General features: G+C 73.6%; 17 protein-coding genes. 7 read left to right on the forward strand and 10 right to left on the reverse strand.

Annotation, left to right across the window (positions count from 1 at the left end):
- Positions 1-116: 116 nt before the first annotated feature.
- A complete protein-coding gene (locus tag ACP7TJ_RS07645; RefSeq protein ID WP_427762563.1) occupies positions 117-2009 on the reverse strand; it encodes an FUSC family protein in 1893 nt (630 codons plus the stop codon).
- A 368-nt stretch (positions 2010-2377) separates the two neighbouring features.
- Here ACP7TJ_RS07645 and ACP7TJ_RS07650 point away from each other — a divergent pair, with 368 nt between their 5' ends.
- Positions 2378-3220 (forward strand): MIP/aquaporin family protein, encoded by an 843-nt coding sequence (locus tag ACP7TJ_RS07650; RefSeq protein WP_220451548.1) that lies wholly within the window; start codon positions 2378-2380, stop codon positions 3218-3220.
- 39 nt (positions 3221-3259) lie between these two features.
- Positions 3260-4777 carry a glycerol kinase GlpK gene (glpK, locus tag ACP7TJ_RS07655; RefSeq protein WP_093766701.1) on the forward strand — a complete coding sequence of 506 codons (1518 nt, stop codon included), beginning with the start codon at positions 3260-3262 and terminating at the stop codon, positions 4775-4777.
- 39 nt (positions 4778-4816) lie between these two features.
- Here the strand turns inward: glpK and ACP7TJ_RS07660 are convergent, their stop codons facing one another.
- Positions 4817-5008 carry a hypothetical protein gene (locus ACP7TJ_RS07660; RefSeq protein WP_093766700.1) on the reverse strand — a complete coding sequence of 64 codons (192 nt, stop codon included), beginning with the start codon at positions 5006-5008 and terminating at the stop codon, positions 4817-4819.
- Between the two features lie 219 nt (positions 5009-5227).
- Here ACP7TJ_RS07660 and ACP7TJ_RS07665 point away from each other — a divergent pair, with 219 nt between their 5' ends.
- Positions 5228-6364, forward strand: coding sequence for a glutathione-independent formaldehyde dehydrogenase (locus ACP7TJ_RS07665; protein ID WP_093766699.1), 1137 nt, complete (start codon positions 5228-5230; stop codon positions 6362-6364).
- A 20-nt stretch (positions 6365-6384) separates the two neighbouring features.
- Here ACP7TJ_RS07665 and pip read toward each other — a convergent pair whose 3' ends face one another.
- Together pip and ACP7TJ_RS07675 are read right to left on the reverse strand one after the other, a co-directional pair.
- A complete protein-coding gene (pip, locus tag ACP7TJ_RS07670; RefSeq protein WP_367472179.1) occupies positions 6385-7353 on the reverse strand; it encodes a prolyl aminopeptidase in 969 nt (322 codons plus the stop codon).
- Between the two features lie 37 nt (positions 7354-7390).
- Complete coding sequence (locus ACP7TJ_RS07675; protein WP_093766697.1) at positions 7391-8107, reverse strand: uracil-DNA glycosylase; 717 nt, start codon at positions 8105-8107, stop codon at positions 7391-7393.
- A gap of 85 nt (positions 8108-8192) precedes the next feature.
- Here ACP7TJ_RS07675 and ACP7TJ_RS07680 point away from each other — a divergent pair, with 85 nt between their 5' ends.
- Positions 8193-8885: an RNA-binding S4 domain-containing protein gene (locus ACP7TJ_RS07680; protein WP_367489965.1), complete on the forward strand. Its 693-nt coding sequence runs from the start codon at positions 8193-8195 to the stop codon at positions 8883-8885.
- A gap of 68 nt (positions 8886-8953) precedes the next feature.
- On the opposite strand, the gene ACP7TJ_RS07685 is transcribed toward ACP7TJ_RS07680, so the two are convergent.
- A complete protein-coding gene (locus ACP7TJ_RS07685) occupies positions 8954-9634 on the reverse strand; it encodes a class I SAM-dependent methyltransferase (RefSeq protein ID WP_427762567.1) in 681 nt (226 codons plus the stop codon).
- 137 nt (positions 9635-9771) lie between these two features.
- Between ACP7TJ_RS07685 and ACP7TJ_RS07690 the strand changes: the two genes are divergently transcribed.
- A complete protein-coding gene (locus ACP7TJ_RS07690; protein WP_093766694.1) occupies positions 9772-10035 on the forward strand; it encodes a DUF6343 family protein in 264 nt (87 codons plus the stop codon).
- 22 nt (positions 10036-10057) lie between these two features.
- Here ACP7TJ_RS07690 and ACP7TJ_RS07695 read toward each other — a convergent pair whose 3' ends face one another.
- The 4 genes from ACP7TJ_RS07695 to rpsA form a co-directional block, all read right to left on the reverse strand.
- A complete protein-coding gene (locus tag ACP7TJ_RS07695) occupies positions 10058-10438 on the reverse strand; it encodes a tetratricopeptide repeat protein (RefSeq protein WP_093766693.1) in 381 nt (126 codons plus the stop codon).
- 50 nt (positions 10439-10488) lie between these two features.
- Complete coding sequence (gene coaE / locus ACP7TJ_RS07700) at positions 10489-11100, reverse strand: dephospho-CoA kinase (RefSeq protein WP_376724946.1); 612 nt, start codon at positions 11098-11100, stop codon at positions 10489-10491.
- 45 nt (positions 11101-11145) lie between these two features.
- Positions 11146-12084, reverse strand: coding sequence for a PAC2 family protein (locus tag ACP7TJ_RS07705; protein WP_093766691.1), 939 nt, complete (start codon positions 12082-12084; stop codon positions 11146-11148).
- Between the two features lie 202 nt (positions 12085-12286).
- On the reverse strand, positions 12287-13780 hold the full coding sequence (gene rpsA / locus ACP7TJ_RS07710; protein WP_093766690.1) for a 30S ribosomal protein S1: 1494 nt from the start codon (positions 13778-13780) through the stop codon (positions 12287-12289).
- A gap of 362 nt (positions 13781-14142) precedes the next feature.
- Here rpsA and ACP7TJ_RS07715 point away from each other — a divergent pair, with 362 nt between their 5' ends.
- Together ACP7TJ_RS07715 and hrpB are read left to right on the forward strand one after the other, a co-directional pair.
- A complete protein-coding gene (locus ACP7TJ_RS07715; RefSeq protein WP_093766689.1) occupies positions 14143-14955 on the forward strand; it encodes a class I SAM-dependent methyltransferase in 813 nt (270 codons plus the stop codon).
- A 4-nt stretch (positions 14956-14959) separates the two neighbouring features.
- Positions 14960-17506: an ATP-dependent helicase HrpB gene (hrpB, locus tag ACP7TJ_RS07720; RefSeq protein ID WP_427762571.1), complete on the forward strand. Its 2547-nt coding sequence runs from the start codon at positions 14960-14962 to the stop codon at positions 17504-17506.
- A 9-nt stretch (positions 17507-17515) separates the two neighbouring features.
- On the opposite strand, the gene ACP7TJ_RS07725 is transcribed toward hrpB, so the two are convergent.
- Entirely contained in the window at positions 17516-19291 is a 1776-nt protein-coding gene (locus tag ACP7TJ_RS07725) for a lytic murein transglycosylase (RefSeq protein ID WP_427762573.1), read from the reverse strand.
- Between the last annotated feature and the right edge of the window lie 162 nt (positions 19292-19453).

Genomic DNA, 19453 nt, shown 5'->3' on the forward strand with positions numbered 1-19453 from the left:
TCGAAGGAGCGGTCACCGGTGGCAGGCGGCCGGGCCGTCGGGTGCCGGTTCGTCGGGGGTGATCGCGCAGTTCCCCGCGCCCCCTACGGGGCGCACAGCTGACGTCGATGGGGCGGTTACCCGTGGCAGGCGGCCGGGTGGCGGGCCGCCGGGAGGGGGAGGTGGAGCTCGGCGCCGAGGTGGGTGAGGCGGTGGAGGTGGGCGGGGTCGAGGCTTCCGGTGTCGTCGAGGTGGACGGCACAGGCGGTGGTGGTGTCGACAAGCCGTTCGAGGGTCGCGGCGATCTCGTCGGCGCCGTCCGCGTGCCGGGCGAGCGGCGGGAGTTCGGCGGAGGCGAGGGCGATGGCGGCGCGGGCCTCGGCGAGGGTGCGGTAGGCCTCACGGCGCAGCGCCCAGCGGGCCTCGCGGTCCTCGGACTCCCCGAGCACGTGGGCGAGGTACTCGCGGGCGGCGCTGTTCGCCTCGGTGAGCCGGGCGCGGATGGCGTCGCCGCGCCGGCCGGGGGTGGGCAGGTGTCCGACGACCAGCACGATGGCGCAGGCCAGCAGGGTCTCGCCGATCCTGGCGAGGGATGCCTGGGGTTCGCCGCCGGCCATCACCAGGGCCAGGACGAGCACGGTGACGACGGCGGTCTGCGCGGCGAAGTGCCGGGTGGCGAGCGGGATCAGCGCCCCGCAGACGGTCACGAGGACGACGAGCCCTTCCGGCCGGGGCAGCACCGCTGCGAACCCGGCGAACAGCAGGGCGCCCAGGACGGTTCCGGCGGCGCGGGACAGCACGCGGGACGCCAGCGGCCCGAGGTCGGGTTTGACAAGGAAGACGGCGGTGGCGGGCAGCCAGTACCAGTGCTCGTGCTGGCCGTACCAGCGGGCGTGGTGGAGGGCCTGGGCGACGGCGGCGCTCGCGCCGAAGCAGAGGGCGACCCGCATCCCGTACTCGCGGCCGCGGGCGCCGAGGACGGTCCGCAGGGCGGCGGTCCGGGTGCGTCTGCGGCCGTGCAGCCGCCTGCCGTCGGCCCGGTCGAAGGCCTCGGCGGCGTGCAGCAGGGCGTCGTCCAGGGCGCGCAGGCCGGGCGCGGAACGGGTGGGTGCGGGCAGCGGGCCGGTGGGGGCGCCGTCGCGCACGGCGGCGGCGAGGCGGCGGGGCGCCTCGGACGCGCGGGGCGGCACCGGCTCCCCCGCCCAGGCCAGCGCGGTCGCGGCCTCGGCGAGCGGGAGGGCCGCGGCGTACTGGGCGTGCAGCCGGCGTTCGGCCGCGGAGGAGGGGTGGCGGCGCAGCCGGGGTCCGGCGAGCGCGTCCTGCGCCTGGTCGAGGGCGGCGGTGAGCGCGGCCCGCCGTGCCGTGGCGCCGTCCGAGCCCACGGCGTCGAGCAGCGCGGCGATGGCGTCGTACACCCCGGCGACGGCGGCGCGCTCCCCGTCGAAGCGCAACGCGAACCGGCGGTCCCCGGCGAGGGTGTGGGAGGTGGGCAGCGCGAGCCGCAGCAGGAGCAGCCAGGCGGTGCCCGCCACGAAGGCGACCGCCCGCAGCGGGCCCGGCTCGGGCAGCGGCATGCCCGCCCCGACGGCGGCCCCGACCAGCAGCTGCGTCCCGGCGGAGGACCCCACAGGACCCAGGGCGCTGATCCCTCCGGCGGCCAGGCCCAGCACGGTCAGCAGCAGGGTGAGCAGCACGGCCGGCGCGTGGTCCCCGGCGGCGGTGCCCGTCAGCAGCCCGGCCGCGCCCGCGAGGGCGGGCGTCCCGATCCGGGCCACGGACGCGCGCCGGCTGCCGGGCCGGTCGTTGATCCCCGCGAACATGGCGCCGATCGCGGCGACCACCCCGAGGGTGGGCCGCCCGGCGAGCACGGCCGCGAGCAGCAGCGGCCCGCCGCCCAGCGCACCGCGCAGCACCGCACTCCAGGAGACGGGCCCCCGCTGGGACCGGAGGGCATGCGCGAGCCACGGGGGTACGGCGGGGGCGGTGCGGGTCACGGGGCTCCTGTCGTCCGGTCGGTACGCCTGCTCCATCGGGCAACGCTGACCGGGGCGGAACTCATACCCCCACGGTAGGCGGACCTCACTGACGGCATGGAACGGGCGTGTTTCGGCGGCGTGACAGCCGGGCGGACGGTCCGCCCGCCCCCCGCGGACCGTGCGGTGACCCCGCCCCTCGCCCCGCGGAAAACACCGCAGTATTGGCCGTCCCCTCCCCCTTCGCTCACCGAATTGGGCCGTTGGTGGGAAAGACCGCTCTCCGCGCGCCCCGGATGGGCGGCGGACCTACGCTGCCGACATGGGGAGGCACAGTCCGCGCCATTTCCATTCGAGGAGAGCTGATGGCTGACCGCATTACAGCTCCGCGCCGACGCGGCTATCGCGAAGGCATCGGCGGCGAGATGCTCGCCGAATTCCTGGGGACGTTCGTCCTCATTCTGTTGGGTGTCGGATCCGTCGCCGTCGCCGTCGTGGGCCTGCCCGGTTCCGGGCGGCAGTTCGTGGACTTCGGACCGGCGAACTGGCTCATCATCGCCTGGGGCTGGGGTCTCGCCGTCGTCTTCGGCGTGTACGTGGCCGGCGGCATCAGCGGCGCCCACCTCAACCCGGCGGTGACCCTGGCCTTCACCGTGCGCAGGGACTTCCCCCTGAAAAAGGTGCCCGCGTACTGGCTGGCCCAGCTCTGCGGCGCCTTCGTCGCCGCCGCGCTCGTCTACGCCTGCTACCGCTGGGCGATCGACGCCGCCGACGCGAAGGCAGGGCTGGCCCGTGACGAATCACTGGCCACCTATTCCATCTTCGCGACCTTCCCCGCGGAATACTTCGGGGATTCCTGGTGGGGTCCGCTGCTCGACCAGATCGTGGGCACCGGAATTCTCCTGCTCCTGATCTGCGCGCTCATCGACCTGAAGAATGTCGCGCCCCTGTCGAACCTCCACCCGTTCCTCATCGGCCTGGTGGTCGTCGCCATCGGTCTGACCTTCGGCACGAATGCCGGATACGCGATCAATCCCGCGCGCGATTTCGGCCCCCGGCTGTTCACCTACTTCGAGGGCTGGGGCGACATCGCGCTCCCGGGCACGTTCGGGTGGTTCAGCGGCTACTGGTGGATTCCCATCGTCGGTCCGCTGATCGGCGGTGTCGTCGGCGTGCTGGTGTACGACGCGCTGATCAAGCCGAGCATCACCGCCAGGACTCGGGCGATGGAGGCCCAGGAGGAAGGCCCGGCCACCGAGGAGGCGTAGGCCCCCGGGAACCGCCGTCACTCAGGAAAGGTTGCAGCGATGCCCGAATTCGTCGGCGCGGTGGACCAGGGGACCACCAGCACCCGATTCATGATCTTCGATCACGCCGGTAACGAGGTGGCGAAGCACCAGCTGGAGCACCAGCAGATCCTGCCCCGTTCCGGCTGGGTCGAGCACGACCCGGTGGAGATCTGGGAGCGTACCAACACGGTGATCCAGAACGCCCTCCGCGAGGGCGGCCTGACGGCCTCCGACCTGCGGGCGATCGGCATCACCAACCAGCGTGAGACGACCGTCGTGTGGGATCCGCGCACCGGCCGTCCGTACTACAACGCGATCGTCTGGCAGGACACGCGCACCGACAGCATCGCCGCCGCCCTGGAACGCGAGGGCCACGGCGACGTGATCCGCCACAAGGCGGGGCTGCCGCCGGCCACCTACTTCTCCGGCGGCAAGATCAAGTGGCTGCTGGAGAACGTGGACGGGCTGCGCGAGGCGGCCGAGGCGGGCCACGCCGTGTTCGGCAACACGGACGCCTGGGTGCTGTGGAACCTCACCGGCGGTCCGAACGGCGGCATCCACGCCACGGACGTGACCAACGCCAGCCGCACCATGCTGATGAACCTGGAGACCCTCGACTGGGACGACGAGCTGCTCGGCCTCTTCGGCATCCCGCGCTCGATGCTCCCGGCCATCCACCCCTCCTCGGACCCCGAGGCGTTCGGCCAGGCCCGCACGTCCCGGCCGCTGGGCGCCGCCGTGCCGATCACCGGCGTCCTCGGCGACCAGCACGCGGCCACCGTGGGACAGGTCTGCTTCTCCCCGGGCGAGGCCAAGAACACCTACGGCACCGGCAACTTCCTGGTGCTGAACACCGGCACCGAGCTGGTGCGCTCGCAGAACGGGCTGCTGACGACGGTGGCGTACCAGTTCGCCGGCAGCCCGGCGGTGTACGCGCTGGAGGGTTCCATCGCCGTGACCGGCGCGGCGGTGCAGTGGCTGCGCGACCAGCTGAAGATCATCGGCAGCGCACCGGACAGCGAACAGCTGGCGCGGTCGGTGGAGGACAACGGCGGCATGTACTTCGTGCCGGCCTTCTCCGGCCTGTTCGCCCCCTACTGGCGTTCCGACGCCCGGGGCGCCATCGTCGGCCTGTCCCGGTACAACACCGGCGGCCACATCGCGCGGGCCGCCCTGGAGGCGATCTGCTACCAGAGCCGTGACGTGGTCGAGGCGATGGAGCAGGACTCCGGGGTGCACCTGGACGTGCTGAAGGTGGACGGCGGCGTCACCGCGAACGACCTGTGCATGCAGATCCAGGCGGATGTGCTCGGGGTGCCGGTCAGCCGGCCCGTGGTCGCGGAGACCACCGCGCTGGGCGCCGCGTACGCCGCGGGCCTCGCCACGGGCTTCTGGAGCGACGAGAACGAGCTCCGCTCGCACTGGCAGGAGTCCAAGCGCTGGGAGCCGTCGTGGGACGAGGACCGGCGCCGCCAGGGCTACGAGGACTGGAAGCGGGCCGTCGAGCGCACCCTGGACTGGGTGAAGGTCGACTGAGCCCACGGTGGCCGGTCAGGGGCCGCCCGGCGCGGCGGTTCAGCGGTCGGCGATGTCCTCGCGGAGACCGTCGGAGAACTCCCACCAGCACAGCGGGAGCCAGTCGCCGTTGACGAACGCGTCGACGGTCGCGCCGCGGCCGCGGACGGTCACGGTCGTGCCCGGGGGGTATGTGGTGCCGGACAGCCCGGGCACGGCCACCAGCAGTGTTCCCAGCCTTTGAGCTGCCATTTTCCGCCCTTCCCCTCTCGTCGGGTGTCGTGTCGGGTGGCGTCCTGGTCGCCGGGTGCGGCGCCCCGAAGCGGGGCGGGCATCGCAGGATATTCGTCGGATGTTACCGGGCTTGCCCCGGCCGCAAGACCGGAGAATCATGAGATATCGGTCACGCGGGCCATCGGGAGGGGCGTCACTGCGCACCACGCAGAACACCAACCGAACGGAGATCGCAACATGAAGGCCGTCGTGTACAAGGGACCGTTCGAGGTCGCCGTCGAGGACGTCGAGAACCCGACGATCCAGCATCCGAACGACGTGATCGTGCGGGTCACCTCGACCGCGATCTGCGGATCCGACCTGCACATGTACGAGGGCCGCACGGCCGCCGAGCCGGGCATCACCTTCGGCCACGAGAACATGGGCATCATCGCCGAGGTCGGCCCGGGCGTCACCTCGCTCAAGGAGGGCGACCGCGTGGTCATGCCCTTCAACGTCGCCTGCGGCTTCTGCACCAACTGCGTCGAGGGCTTCACCGGGTACTGTCTCACCGTCAACCCCGGCTTCCCTGGCGGCGCCTACGGCTATGTGGCCATGGGCCCCTGGAAGGGCGGACAGGCGGAGTACCTGCGCGTCCCCTACGCCGACTTCAACTGCCTGAAGCTGCCGGCGGGCAGCGAGCACGAGAAGGACTTCGTCCTCCTCGCGGACATCTTCCCCACCGGCTACCACGGCTGCGAACTCGCCCAGGTGCGCCCGGGCGACAGCGTCACCGTGTACGGCGCCGGACCGGTCGGCCTGATGGCCGCCTACTCGGCGCTGCTGCGCGGCGCGCGGAAGGTGTTCGTGGTCGACCGCGTCGCCGAGCGGCTGCAGAAGGCCCAGGAGATCGGCGCCGTCCCGATCAACTTCGCGGAGGGCGACCCGGTCGAGCAGATCCACGACCAGACCGAGGGCATCGGCACCGACAAGGGCATCGACGCCGTCGGCTACCAGGCCTCGGCGGGCGGCGGCACCGACCGCGAGGAGCCGGCCACCGTGCTGAACTCGCTGATCCGCACGGTCCGGGCCACCGGCATGCTCGGGATCCCCGGGCTGTACGTGCCGTCCGACCCGGGCGCCCCGGACGAGCAGTCCAAGCAGGGCATGCTGATGGTCGCGGTCGGCAAGCTCTTCGAGAAGGGCCTGAAGCTCGGCACCGGCCAGTGCAACGTCAAGCGCTACAACCGGCAGCTCCGCGACATGATCATCGAAGGCCGGGCCAAGCCCAGCTTCGTGGTCTCGCACGAACTGCCGCTGGACCAGGCGCCGTCGGCGTACGACAAGTTCGACAAGCGGATCGAGGGCTACACCAAGGTGGTGCTGCACCCGTAAGCCCCGTAAGGGTCCGCTCGTCAGTCCGGGCGGCGTCGGGCGTACCGGTCCGTCGCCGCCACCAGGGCGTCGTCCCCGACGGCGCCCGCGTCGTGCCCGGCGTCGTCGACGATCACCAGCTCGCTGCCCGGCCAGGCGTGGTGCAGCCGCCAGACGACGCCGAGCAGGTTGCCGAGGTCGAGGCTGCCCTGGACCAGGGTGCCGGGGATGTCCTTGAGGAGGCGGGCGTCGCGCAGCACGACGCCCTCCTCTCCCCCGTCGCCGAAGAAGTGGTCGTTCCCCCAGTAGTGGGTGACGGTGCGGGCGAAGCCCAGGCGGAACGCCGGGTCGCGGAACCGCTCGACGGAACCGGGCGGGGCGGGGATGATCGCCGTCTCCCAGTCGGTCCACGCCCGCGCGGCCCGCGCCCTGACCTCCGGGTCGGGCGATTCCAGCAGACGGTTGTACGCGGCGGCCAGGTTGCCGTCGCGCTCGTCCTCGGGCAGTTCGGCGAGGAACCGCTCGTACGCCTCCGGGAAGATGCGGCCGAGTCCCCTGGTCAGCAGGTCGACCTCCGCGGGCGAGCCGGTGGCCACGCCGGTCAGCACCAGCTCGGACACCACGCCGGGGTGGGTCTGCGCGTACCGCAGGCCCAGGGCCGAGCCGAAGGACACGCCCCACACCAGCCAGCGCCCGATGCCCAGATGGGCGCGGAGCCGCTCAAGGTCCGCCATGAGGTGCGGCGCCGTGTTGACGCTCATGTCGGTGGCGGGGTCGGCGGCGGACGGCCGCGACCGTCCCGCGCCGCGCTGGTCGAACAGGACGATGCGGTAGGCGGCGGGGTCGAAGTAGCGCCGCAGTCCGGCGCCGGCGCTCGAGCCGGGGCCTCCGTGCAGCACCACCGCGGGCTTGCCGTGCGGGTTCCCGCTGGTCTCCCAGTAGAGGTGGTTGCCGTCCCCGACGTCGAGCATGCCGTGGTCGTACGGTTCGATCTCCGGATACCTGGCCATCCGGGCACCGTAGCGCCGCCGGGCGGGCCGCTCACCCCTATTTCGCCGGGCGCAGTCCGGCCGCCGTCGCCGCCGTGCGCAGGACGTCCCGGAGCATCTCGGGGGTGAGCTTGCCGGTGAAGGTGTTGCGCTGGCTGACGTGGAAGCAGCCGTAGAGGCCGAGCGCCGGGCCGTCGGCGGCGTCCAGCTCGACATGGGCGCCGTGGCCGAAGGCGGGCCGGGGGCGGGGCACGGTCCAGCCGGCCTCGGCGAACGCGGGCAGCGCCGCCTGCCAGCCGAAGGCACCGAGGACGACGGCCGCCCGGACCGTCGGCCGCAGCAGCCGCAGTTCCTGCACCAGCCAGGGCCGGCAGGCGTCCCGTTCGGCCGGGGTGGGCTTGTTGGCGGGCGGGGCGCAGTGCACGGGCGCGGTGACGCGGACCCCGCGGAGCTCCAGGCCGTCGCCGGCGTGCACGGAGGTCGGCTGGGAGGCGAGGCCCACGTCGTACAGCGCCTGGTACAGCACGTCACCGGAGCGGTCCCCGGTGAACATCCGGCCGGTGCGGTTGCCGCCGTGCGCGGCGGGCGCGAGACCGATGATCAGCAGCCGCGCGTCGGGCGGCCCGAACCCGGGCACCGGCCTCCCCCAGTACGTCCAGTCCGCGAACGCGGCCCGCCTGGTACGGGCGACCTCCTCGCGCCAGGCGACCAGGCGGGGGCAGGCCCGGCAGCCGGAGATGCGCCGGTCGAGCCGGTCGAGGCCTCGGGGATCCATGGCTCCACGGTAGGCGCCCGGGCGCCGGTGGGTCCCGCCGATATCCGCATCCGGTCGGCGGGCCGGGCGGGCTAAGGTCGGGAGCATGGTTGCGGAGGGTGCGCGGAACGACAGGACGGCCGGGGCGGACGAGGGCGCCGAGGGTGCGGCGGCCACGCCCGGGCCCGCGGGGGCCACGCCCGAGCCGGTGGACCCGAAGGTCGCCGCGGCGGTGGCCGCCGCGGAGGCGGCGGGCCCGCAGAACGGCGAGACCGTCCGGGTCGACAGCTGGATCTGGTCGGTACGGCTGGTCAAGACGCGGTCCATGGGGGCCGCCGCCTGCCGGGGCGGGCACGTCCGCGTGAACGGCGAGCGGGTGAAGCCCTCGCACTCCGTGCGGGTGGGTGACGAGGTGCGGGTGCGGGTCGAGACGCGGGAGCGGGTCGTCGTCGTGAAGCGGCTGATCCGCAAGCGGGTGGGGGCGCCCGTCGCCGTCCAGTGCTACATCGACAACTCGCCGCCGCCCCCGCCGCGCGAGGCCGTCGCCCCGGCCGGGATCCGCGACCGTGGCGCGGGCCGCCCGACCAAGCGGGACCGGCGCGAGCTGGAACGGCTGCGCGGGCTGGGCGGCCCCGGCCCGCTCGGCGGCTTCGCGGGCCCGCCCGCCCTCGGCGACCCGGGCGCGGCGCCGGGCGGACGCAAGGGCGCGGGCGGCACGGGTGGCACGGGCGGCCGTGGGACAGGCGGCGGCGGGCGCCGGAGCCGGAACAAGGGCGCTGGGGGCACGCCCCGGCCCTGAGCAGCGGCGCGGTCCCACGGGCATGAGGCGCCGGCACCCGCGTGTCGGTCATGGCGCAGGGGCCAGGGTCACGGCATGGGCACCGCTCGCACCCAGATTCCGTCGTCCGTCAGGTACCGGTCCACCCTCAGCCCCTCCTGAGCGAGTGCCTCCTCGAACTGCTCCCGGGTCAGCGGACGCGATCGGAACGTCTGGGTCCAGGCCGCGTCCGGGAACACGTACTCCGCGTGCACCGAGTCGACGCCGTCGCCGACCGGCTCCACGGACACGATCCGCACCGTGAAGCCCGCCGGGTCGACCCGCTCGCGCGGCACGTTCGAGTGGTAGTCCGCGCCCTCCCGCTGGATCAGCACGGACCCGCCCTGCGCGAGGTGCCGCACGCAGGTGCGCAGCATGCCCCGGCGCACCTCGACGTCCCCCGCGTGCACCAGGAACGAGGCCAGCAGCACCACGTCGAACGTCTCGCCGAGGTCGAGCCGCTCGATCGGGCCGCATATCGTCCGCGCCCCGCGCACCCGCTCCAGCATCTCGGCGGACTCGTCCACCGCCGTCACCTCGAAGCCGCGCTCCAGCAGCGCGTGGGTCATCCGCCCCACGCCGCAGCCCAGCTCCAGGATCCGCGCCCCCGCCGGCACCGCTGCCGCGATCACGTCCGGCTCGTCCCCCACGGGAAGCCGCGCGTACAGCTCCACCGCGCAGCCGTCCGGGGTGATCGCCCCGGGCCCCGTCCCCGCATAGCCCTCACGCATCGTCTGCTCCATGCCCGTCGAACGGGCCGCGCCCGCACGTCCGTTCCCGTCCCCGCCGATGCCACCCGAACGAGTGACAGGGGGCCGGGCGGGCACTCGGAACAAGAGAAGCTCGGACGCCACAAGGTGAGGTCGCGATGCGTACGGGCAGTGAACCGACGACCGCGCGGAGTCCCCTGCGCATGCGGTTCTGGCTGAGCGTGTGGGGCGTGGTCTGGACGGTGGCGGGAACGGTGGCGTTCGCACTCACCGGGCATCCGGGCTGGGCGCTGGCCTGCGGGATCCTGTTCCTGGTCGTCGTGGCGGACCTGCTGTTCGTGGTCCGGCACATCCGCCAGGGCCCCCACTACCAGCCGGGCCGCGACGTGCCCCCGTACGAGCCGCCGGCGGACCGGCGCTAACCGCCCGTGGCCCCGCGCGGGCTCAGCCGTCGAAGCGCGCGGCCTTCAGATACTCCGGGTTCGGGTCCAGCGCGGCGGCCAGGCGGAAATGCCGCTTGGCCGGGTGGGGCCTGCCCTGCCGCTGATAGGTGCGGGCGAGGGCGTAGTGGGCGAAGGCGTTGTCCGGCTCCCGCTCCAGGACGAGCGAGAACTCCAGCTCGGCGGGGCGCAGCTGGGCGGCCGCGAAGAAGGCGCGCGCCCGGAGCAGCCGGGCGGCCGTGTTCTCGGGATGGACGTCGATCACGCCGTCGAGCAGCTTCACCGCGCCCCGCGGGTCGCGGGAGGCGAGCAGGTGCTCGGCGGCGCGGAAGTCGATGACATGCGTCTCCGGCGTACGTCCGGACGGACCGTTGGTCTGGGGCACGGCGGAATCCTTCCCTCGCTCGAAAGGATCAACGCCTCGCCCGGCGCCCCCTATTCCGGCCGGGGATCCCGCGCGCGGCGGACCAGGTCGGCCCACACCTCCTCGACGCGGCGTTCCAGCGCGTCGAGGGGCACGTCGTTGTCGACGACGATGTCGGCGACGGCGCGGCGCTGCTCGCGGGTGGCCTGGGCGGCCATGCGGGCCCGTGCGTCCTCCTCGCTCATGCCGCGCAGCCGCACCAGCCGGTCGAGCTGGGTCCCGGGGCTCGCGTCGACGACGATCACGACGTCGTAGAGGGGGGCGAGGCCGTTCTCGGTGAGGAGCGGAACGTCGTGGACGACGACGGCGTCCTCGGGCGCGGCCTCCTCCAGCTCGCGCGACCGGGCGCCCACCAGGGGGTGCACGATCGAGTTGAGCGTGGCCAGCTTCTCCGCGTCGCTGAAGACGAGGGCGCCGAGGCGGGGCCGGTCCAGGCTGCCGTCCTCGGCGAGGATCTCCTCGCCGAAGGCCTTCACGACGGCGGCGAGCCCGGGCGTGCCCGGTTCCACGACCTCACGTGCGATGCGGTCGGCGTCGATCAGCACGGCTCCGTGCCGCACGAGCAGCCGTGACACCTCGCTCTTGCCGGCTCCGATACCGCCGGTCAGGCCCACTGTCAGCATGGGCAGCAGCCTAAGCGTCCGCTGTGACCGGCGGTCCGGCGGGCGTCAGCTGTCGCCCTCCCGCTCGGCGAGGAACTTCTCGAACTCGCGGCCGATCTCGTCCGCCGACGGGATGTCCACCGGCTCGGCGAGCATGTTGCCCCGGGTCGCGGCGCCCGCCGCGGCGTCGTACTGGTGCTCAAGGCCCTGGACGAGGGCGGTGAGCTCGTCGTCGCCCTCGCGGATCTGGCGGTCGATCTCGGTCTGGGTGCGCTGGGCGTCGGTGCGCAGGGAGTGCGCGACGCCCGGCAGGACGAGCCCGGTGGCGGCCGTGACGGCCTCCAGCGCGGTCAGCGCCGCGTCCGGGTACGGCGAGCGGGCGATGTAGTGCGGCACGTGCGCCGCGACGCCCAGGACGTCGTGCCCGGCCTGCATCAGCCGGTATTCGATCAGGGCCTCGGCGCTGCCCGGGACCTGCGCCTCGTCGAAGACGCTGGTGCTGACCGGGACGAGGTCGGTGCGGTTGCCGTGCGGGGTGAGGCCGACCGGGCGGGTGTGCGGGACGCCCATGGGGATGCCGTGGAAGTTCACCGACAGGCGCACCTGGAGACGCTCCACGATCTGCTGCACGGCCGCGGCGAAGCGCTCCCACTCCACGTCCGGCTCGGGCCCCGAGAGCAGCAGGAAGGGCGCTCCGGTGGCGTCCTGCACGAGCCGCACGGTGATGGCCGGCACCTCGTAGTCGGTCCACCGGTCGCGGGTGAAGGTGAGCAGGGGCCGGCGCGCGCGGTAGTCGACGAGCCGGTCGTGGTCGAACCGGGCGACGACCTGGTGGGGCAGAGAGTCGAGCAGCCGGTCGACGATCTGGTCCCCGGTCTCCCCCGCGTCGATGTATCCGTCGAAGTGGTAGAGCATGACAAGTCCGGCCGACTCCTGGGCCAGCGCCATGTCGACGACGCTCAGACCCTTCGGCTCCCAGGCGTACACATCCTGCGGATCAAGCACAGTGACCGCTCCTCCTCGTGTTTCACCCACCACAACGTGGCACGAAGCACAGGCATTCCCGCGTCCCGCAGGGACGCGGGGAACTGCGCGGCGAACCCCCACCTGCCCGCGGCCGGCGACGAACCCACCGGACACGCCTGAGGGGCCGCACCCCAAAAGGTGCGACCCCTCAGATCAACCACTAACCCTCAGTGGAGAGCGTTCAGCTCTGGCCACCGGCCAGCTTCTCGCGAAGCGCGGCCAGCGCCTCGTCCGAAGCCAGGGCGCCGGACTGGTCGCCGCCCTCGGAGGAGTACGAACCGCCGCCGGACGCGGCCGGAGCGGCGGCCTCGCCACCCTCGGCAGCGGCCTTCTCGTCCGCCTCGCGGGACTTGATGACCTGCGCCTGGTGCTGCTCGAAGCGAGCCTGCGCCTCGGCGTACTGGCGCTCCCACTCCTCGCGCTGCTTCTCGTAGCCCTCGAGCCAGTCGTTGGTCTCGGGGTCGAAGCCCTCGGGGTAGATGTAGTTGCCCTGGTCGTCGTAGGACGCGGCCATGCCGTACAGGGTCGGGTCGAACTCGACCGCCGTCGGGTCGGCGCCGAAGGCCTCGTTGGCCTGCTTCAGCGAGAGGCTGATGCGACGGCGCTCGAGGTCGATGTCGATGACCTTGACGAAGATCTCGTCGTTGACCTGGACGACCTGCTCCGGGATCTCCACGTGGCGCTCGGCCAGCTCGGAGATGTGGACCAGACCCTCGATGCCCTCGTCCACGCGGACGAACGCACCGAACGGAACCAGCTTCGTGACCTTGCCGGGCACGACCTGGCCGATCTGGTGGGTGCGGGCGAACTGCTGCCACGGGTCTTCCTGGGTCGCCTTCAGCGACAGGGAGACGCGCTCGCGGTCCATGTCGACGTCGAGGACCTCGACCGTGACCTCCTGGCCGACCTCGACGACCTCGGAGGGGTGGTCGATGTGCTTCCAGGAGAGCTCGGAGACGTGGACCAGACCGTCCACGCCGCCGAGGTCCACGAAGGCGCCGAAGTTGACGATCGAGGAGACGACGCCGGAACGGACCTGACCCTTCTGCAGGGTGGTGAGGAACGTCTGGCGGACCTCGGACTGGGTCTGCTCCAGCCAGGCACGGCGGGACAGGACCACGTTGTTGCGGTTCTTGTCCAGCTCGATGATCTTCGCCTCGAGCTCCTTGCCCACGTAGGGCTGGAGGTCGCGGACGCGGCGCATCTCGACCAGGGAGGCCGGGAGGAAGCCGCGGAGGCCGATGTCGAGGATGAGACCACCCTTGACGACCTCGATGACGGTACCGGTGACGATGCCGTCCTCTTCCTTGATCTTCTCGATGGTGCCCCAGGCACGCTCGTACTGGGCGCGCTTCTTCGAGAGGATCAGGCGGCCTTCCTTGTCCTCCTTCTGGAGGACCAGGGCCTCGATCTCGTCGCCGACGGCGACGACCTCGTTCGGGTCGACGTCGTGCTTGATCGAGAGCTCTCGGCTCGGGATGACACCTTCGGTCTTGTAACCGATGTCGAGCAGGACCTCGTCCCGGTCGACCTTCACGATGACGCCGTCGACGATGTCGCCGTCGTTGAAGTACTTGATCGTCTCGTCGATCGCGGCGAGGAAGGCTTCCTCGTTACCGATGTCGTTGACCGCTACCTGCGGGGTGGTGGCGGTGGTCTCGGTGCTGCTCGTCATGTGGGAAAGGGCTCCGGTACGGACATTGAAGTCGTAGGTACTGCTACGCCGGAGCCCGTTTCGCTCTGCAGAAGCCGGACAGCCAAGGAAGCGCCACAAAAATCCGGTGGCGCCTCGAGAACCGAGGGGACATACAACAGATGCGAGCGCAGCCTGCTACGTCTGAGGTGCGCAGGCTCGCAGCGCAACTTGTAGCATACGGGGGCGGCCGGGCAGGGTCAATGCGCGAAGCCGCCCACCGGGGGCGGATCGCCGCATAACCGGCACAACTGCCGTCTCCCGAGGCCATGCAGGGGTGAAGAAGACCCCCTCGGCGACACACCGGGGACCCGGCTGGACGGAAGAGTACGACGAGGGAGCCGATCATCCAAGAGCCCGAAGTCCCCGAACCGGAGGCCACCCGGCGGGAGGCCGGCGTCACGGAGAGCTCCCGGGCCAACCGGGGCTGGTGGGACCGCAACGCCGACGAGTACCAGAACGAGCACGGCACCTTCCTCGGCGACGACCGCTTCGTGTGGGGTCCGGAAGGCCTGGACGAGGTGGAGGCGGAGCTGCTCGGCCCGCCGGAGGAGCTGAAGGGGCGCGACGTCCTGGAGCTGGGCGCCGGCGCGGCGCAGTGCTCGCGCTGGCTGGCGGCGCAGGGCGCGCGGCCGGTGGCGCTGGACATCTCGCACCGCCAGCTCCAGCACGCGCTGCGCATCGGCGGGGCGTTCCCCCTGGTGTGCGCGGACGCGGGCGCGCTCCCCTTCGCCGACGCCTCCTTCGACCTGGCCTGCTCGGCGTACGGGGCGCTGCCCTTCGTCGCCGATCCGCGGCTGGTGCTGCGCGAGGTGCACCGGGTGCTGCGTCCGGGAGGACGGCTGGTGTTCTCGCTGACGCACCCGGTCCGCTGGGCGTTCCCGGACGAGCCGGGCCCGGAGGGGCTGAGCGTGTCCGGGTCGTACTTCGACCGCACGCCGTACGTGGAGCAGGACGAGAGCGGTCACGCCGTGTACGTCGAGCACCACAGGACGCTCGGGGACCGGGTCCGTGACGTGGTCGCCTCCGGTTTCCGGCTGGTGGACCTGGTGGAGCCGGAGTGGCCGGCCTGGAACACGGCCGAGTGGGGCGGCTGGTCCCCGCTGCGCGGCAGTCTGATCCCGGGTACGGCGATCTTCGTGTGCGTACGGGACTGAGCGCGTGATCCGTCACGAGGCGCTGGAGTCCCTTCCGGTGCGCGGGGCCCTGCCCCGGCTCACCGAGGCGTTGGCGGCGCACGGCACGTCGGTGCTGGTGGCGCCGCCTGGCACCGGCAAGACCACCCTGGTGCCGCTGGCGCTCTCCGGTCTGTGGGGCGCTGGTCCCGCGCGGCGGGTGCTGGTCGCCGAGCCCCGGCGGATCGCGGCCCGCGCGGCGGCGCGCCGGATGGCGTGGCTGCTGGGCGAGCGGGTGGGCGCCTCGGTCGGTTTCACCGTGCGCGGGGAACGGGCCGTGGGACGGGACACGCGCGTGGAGGTCGTCACGACCGGTGTGCTGCTCCAGCGGCTCCAGCGCGACCAGGAGCTGGCCGGGGTGGACGCGGTGGTGCTGGACGAGTGCCACGAGCGGCATCTGGACGCGGACACGGCGGCGGCGTTCCTGTGGGACGTGCGCGAGACGCTGCGGCCGGACCTGCGGCTGGTGGCCGCGTCGGCGACGACGGACGCGGAGGGCTGGGCGCGGCTGCTGGGCGGCGCGCCCGTCGTCGAGGCGCGGGGCGCCGCGCACCCGGTCGACGTGGTGTGGGCGCCGCCCCCGCGCGCGGTGCGTCCGCCGCACGGCATGTGGGTGGACCCGGCGCTGCTCACGCATGTGGCGGCGGTGGTACGGCGGGCCCTGGCCGAGCGGGACGGCGACGTGCTGGTGTTCCTGCCGGGGGTCGGGGAGATCTCCCGGGTGGCCGGGATGCTGGGCGGTCCGCCCGGCGTGGACGTCCTCCAGGTGCACGGGCGGGCGCCGGCCGCCGTGCAGGACGCGGTGCTGTCGCCCGGGGAGCGGCGGCGGGTGGTACTGGCGACGTCGGTCGCGGAGTCCTCGCTGACGGTGCCGGGTGTGCGGGTGGTGGTGGACTCGGGTCTCGCCCGCGAGCCGCGCGTCGACCACGCGCGGGGCCTGAGCGCGCTCGCGACGGTACGGGCCTCGCGGGCCGCGGGGCGGCAGCGGGCGGGCCGCGCCGGGCGTGAGGCGCCGGGCGCGGTGTACCGCTGCTGGGCGGAGGCGGAGGACGCGCGGCTGCCGTCGTACCCCTCCCCCGAGATCAAGGTGGCCGACCTGACGGCGTTCGCGCTCCAGGCGGCCTGCTGGGGCGATCCTGACGCCTCCGGACTGGCGCTGCTGGATCCCCCGCCGGGCGGCGCGATGGCGGCGGCCCGGGACGTCCTCACGGCGATCGACGCGGTACGGCCGGACGGCCGCCCCACGGAACGGGGCGCCCGCCTGACCCGGCTCGGTCTCCACCCGCGCCTGGGCCGTGCCCTGCTGGACGCGTCACCCCGCGTGGGCGCCGCCCTCGCCGCCGAGGTCGTCGCCCTTCTCTCCGAGGAGCCTCCCCGCGACCACGGCGACGACCTCCCCACCGCCCTCCGCACGGCACGCCGCGGCGGCGACGGCTACGCGGCCCGCTGGCGCACGGAGGTCCGGAGGCTGCGGAGGGCGGCGTCGGAGGCGGAGGGGGCGATACCGGCCGCTGGGCCTGACACGGGCGGCGGGACCCCGGCTCCCCGTGGCCCCGGCGCCGAGGAGCGGGCCGTCGGGCTGGTGGTGGCGCTGGCGTTCCCGGAGCGGGTGGCTCGGGCGGACGGCGGGTCGTATCTGATGGTGGGCGGGACACGGGCCGAGGTGGGGGCCGGGTCCGCGCTGCGGGGGGCCGAGTGGGTCGCTGTCGCCGTGGCCGACCGGCCCGTGGGGCGCGGGCACGCGCGTGTGCTGCTGGGGGCTGCCGTGGACGAGGACGTGGCGCGCCGGGCGGCGGGGACGCTCCTCGATCGGCGCGAGGAGGTGCACTGGGCGGACGGGGACGTCGTGGCGCGCCGGGTCGAGCGGCTCGGGGCGGTCGAGCTGGCCGCGCGGCCGCTCACGGACGCCGGCCCCGCGCTGGTGCGCGCCGCACTGCTGGACGGGCTGCGCCGGGAGGGGTTCGGGCTGCTGCGGTGGCCGGCCGGGGCGGAGGTCCTGCGGCAGCGGCTGGCCTTCCTGCACGCGCGGCTGGGCGAGCCGTGGCCGGATGTGTCCGACGGGGCGCTGCACGCGCGCGTGGACGAGTGGCTGGAGCCGGAGCTGAGCCGGGCGCGGCGCCGGGCCGACCTCGCGCGGATCGACGCCGGGCAGGCGCTGGCGCGGCTGCTGCCCTGGGCGTCCGGCGAGGCGGCGCGCCTCGACGAGCTGGCGCCCGAGCGGATCACCGTGCCCAGCGGGTCGGCCGTCCGTGTCGACTGGTCCGACCCGGAGCGGCCGGTGCTCGCCGTGAAGCTGCAGGAGATGTTCGGGCTGCAGGAGTCGCCGACGGTGGCCGGGGTGCCGCTGCTGGTCCACCTGCTGTCCCCGGCCGGGCGGCCCGCCGCGGTCACCGCCGACCTCGCCTCCTTCTGGCGTGAGGGCTACCAACAGGTGCGGGCGGAGCTGCGCGGCCGGTACCCGAAGCACCCCTGGCCGGAGGACCCGGCCGCCGCGCGGCCGACCCGCCACACCAACGCGCGGCTGCGCGGATAGGGCGTCGGCTCAGGCGGCCGGGGTCTCCGACGGGTCGGTGGACGGGTCCGTCGAGGGGGCCGGGTCCGTCGACGGGTCAGGCTCGGGGCTCGGTGCGGCGGCCGGTTCCACGGTCAGCTTCACGTCGAGGGTCGCGCCGCCCGCCGTGGTGAGGCGGAGCAGGAACGTGCCGGCGGTGTCGTCCGCGTACAGCTTCGGCAGGGTCAGCTGCCCGTCCGCGTCGGTCCTCAGACCGGTCAGTGAGCGGACCGCCTTGCCGTCGGCGTCCTTGAAGTAGGGGCCCTTGTCGTTCTCGGCGGGGTCGTCGGCGGACGTCACGAGGGTCGCGGTGACGGCGACCTTCCCGGCGGCCTCGCCGCGGTACGTGGCCTTGACCTGGACCGGCTCGGCGAACTCGCCGCCCGCGACGCAGGTCGGTTCCTTCTCGCCGGCGAGGGCGAGGGCGTCGGCGGCACGCGCGGTGACCGTCGCCCTGTAGGGGACGCCCTTGACCGAGCGGCCGACGACGGCGGCCTGGACGGCGAACGCGCCGGTCCTCTCCCCCGCCTGCAGCGCGGGCGCGACCGCGACACCGGACGCGTCGGTGGTCACCGTCGCCACCGTCTCACCGCCGGCGAAGGTGGTGTCCGTGTCGCCGACGAGCGTGAAGCGGATCCGCACCTTGGCGACCGCCTTGCCGGCCTCCGTCTCCGCGCGGGTGGAGACGCGCTCGGCGAAGGTGTGGCCCGCCATGGCGGTGAGGGTGCCGGTGCCGGCGTCCTCCAAGTGGTGCACCGTGTCGGTGGGCGTCGGCGGGGTGGCCGGCGGGGGCGTGACGGGCGGCGTGCTCGGACTGCCGCCGTTGCCGGGTGCGGCCGGGCTGGGCGACGGCCGGGAGCCGGAGGGCTTGCCGGGCCGTGCCGGCGGGGTGGTGCCCGGCGCGGACGGGGTGACGCCGGGGCGTGCCGTGTCGTCGCTGCGGTCCACAGGCAGGGCGCCGGTGCCGTCGGGGATCTCGTGGGTGCCCCTGCGGTAGAACTCAAGCCACGACAGGACGGTGTTCAGGTAGTCCGTCGAGTTGTTGTAGCTGAGGATCGCCTTGCGCAGGTCGCCCTGCTGGGACAGGTCCCAGTCGAAGCGGCACAGGTAGTGGCCGGCGGCGAGGGCGGCGTCGTAGATGTTGTTGGGGTCCTTGCGGCCGTCGCCGTTGCCGTCGCGGCCCGCCCAGTCCCAGGTGGAGGGGATGAACTGCATGGGGCCGACGGCCTGGTCGTACATCCGGTTGCCGTCGTAGGCGCCGTTGTCGGTGTCGCGGATGAGGGCGAAGCCGTTGCCGTCGAGCTGGGGGCCGAGGATCGGCGTGACGGTGGTGCCGTCGGCGGTGACCCGGCCGCCGCGCGCCTGACCCGACTCCACCTTGCCGATGGCGGCGAGGAGTTGCCAGGGCAGGTTGCAGCCGGGCTTCTTCTCGCGCAGCGTGGCCTCGGCCTGCTTGTAGGCGTCGAGGACGGTCGCGGGTATGCCCGCCTCGCCGGCCCGCTGGTCGCCTGCGTCGCCGGAACCCACGGAGGGCGACGGGTTGGGGCTGTTGAGGGGCGGCAGGTCCGTGTAGTACGGCGAGTTGCCGGTCGCGCTGTCGTCGGCTGCCGTGTCGGGCGCGGAGGTGGCGTCGCCGGTGCTCTGTCTGCCCTGGTCGTCGACCGTGGCGCCGGGTGCCTGGGACGCGGACAGGGCCGCCACCGCTGCCGCGGCCACGGCGGTGGTTGCCGCTCCCTTGCGCAGCCTCCTGCCGATGTGCGCCGCCATAGAGTGAACCCCTCCCCGTGGGCGCTGTCGCGCCCGTCACCGTGTGCTGTGTCCGCCCTGTTGTGACGATCTGCCCGCCCCGCCGGTTGCCCTGGGATGCGGGACCGGGTCGGCGACCCTCGCGACCCTACGACAACTTCCTTTGCACGGACACCCGTTGCT

Source organism: Streptomyces sp. DSM 41931, from assembly GCF_050271085.1.
GTDB classification, from domain to species: domain Bacteria; phylum Actinomycetota; class Actinomycetes; order Streptomycetales; family Streptomycetaceae; genus Streptomyces; species Streptomyces albogriseolus.

Bases quoted from the DNA above. Each gene is read 5' to 3' on its own strand.
- ACP7TJ_RS07685 (WP_427762567.1), bottom strand. From the start codon at position 9,634: ATGCGTGAGGGCTATGCGGGGACGGGGCCCGGGGCGATCACCCCGGAC.
- ACP7TJ_RS07690 (WP_093766694.1), top strand. From the start codon at position 9,772: ATGCGTACGGGCAGTGAACCGACGACCGCGCGGAGTCCCCTGCGCATG.
- ACP7TJ_RS07645 (WP_427762563.1), bottom strand. From the start codon at position 2,009: ATGGAGCAGGCGTACCGACCGGACGACAGGAGCCCCGTGACCCGCACC.
- ACP7TJ_RS07680 (WP_367489965.1), top strand. From the start codon at position 8,193: ATGGTTGCGGAGGGTGCGCGGAACGACAGGACGGCCGGGGCGGACGAG.
- rpsA (WP_093766690.1), bottom strand. From the start codon at position 13,780: ATGACGAGCAGCACCGAGACCACCGCCACCACCCCGCAGGTAGCGGTC.
- ACP7TJ_RS07650 (WP_220451548.1), top strand. From the start codon at position 2,378: ATGCTCGCCGAATTCCTGGGGACGTTCGTCCTCATTCTGTTGGGTGTC.
- glpK (WP_093766701.1), top strand. From the start codon at position 3,260: ATGCCCGAATTCGTCGGCGCGGTGGACCAGGGGACCACCAGCACCCGA.
- ACP7TJ_RS07660 (WP_093766700.1), bottom strand. From the start codon at position 5,008: ATGGCAGCTCAAAGGCTGGGAACACTGCTGGTGGCCGTGCCCGGGCTG.
- coaE (WP_376724946.1), bottom strand. From the start codon at position 11,100: ATGCTGACAGTGGGCCTGACCGGCGGTATCGGAGCCGGCAAGAGCGAG.
- pip (WP_367472179.1), bottom strand. From the start codon at position 7,353: ATGGCCAGGTATCCGGAGATCGAACCGTACGACCACGGCATGCTCGAC.
- ACP7TJ_RS07725 (WP_427762573.1), bottom strand. From the start codon at position 19,291: ATGGCGGCGCACATCGGCAGGAGGCTGCGCAAGGGAGCGGCAACCACC.
- ACP7TJ_RS07675 (WP_093766697.1), bottom strand. From the start codon at position 8,107: ATGGATCCCCGAGGCCTCGACCGGCTCGACCGGCGCATCTCCGGCTGC.
- ACP7TJ_RS07665 (WP_093766699.1), top strand. From the start codon at position 5,228: ATGAAGGCCGTCGTGTACAAGGGACCGTTCGAGGTCGCCGTCGAGGAC.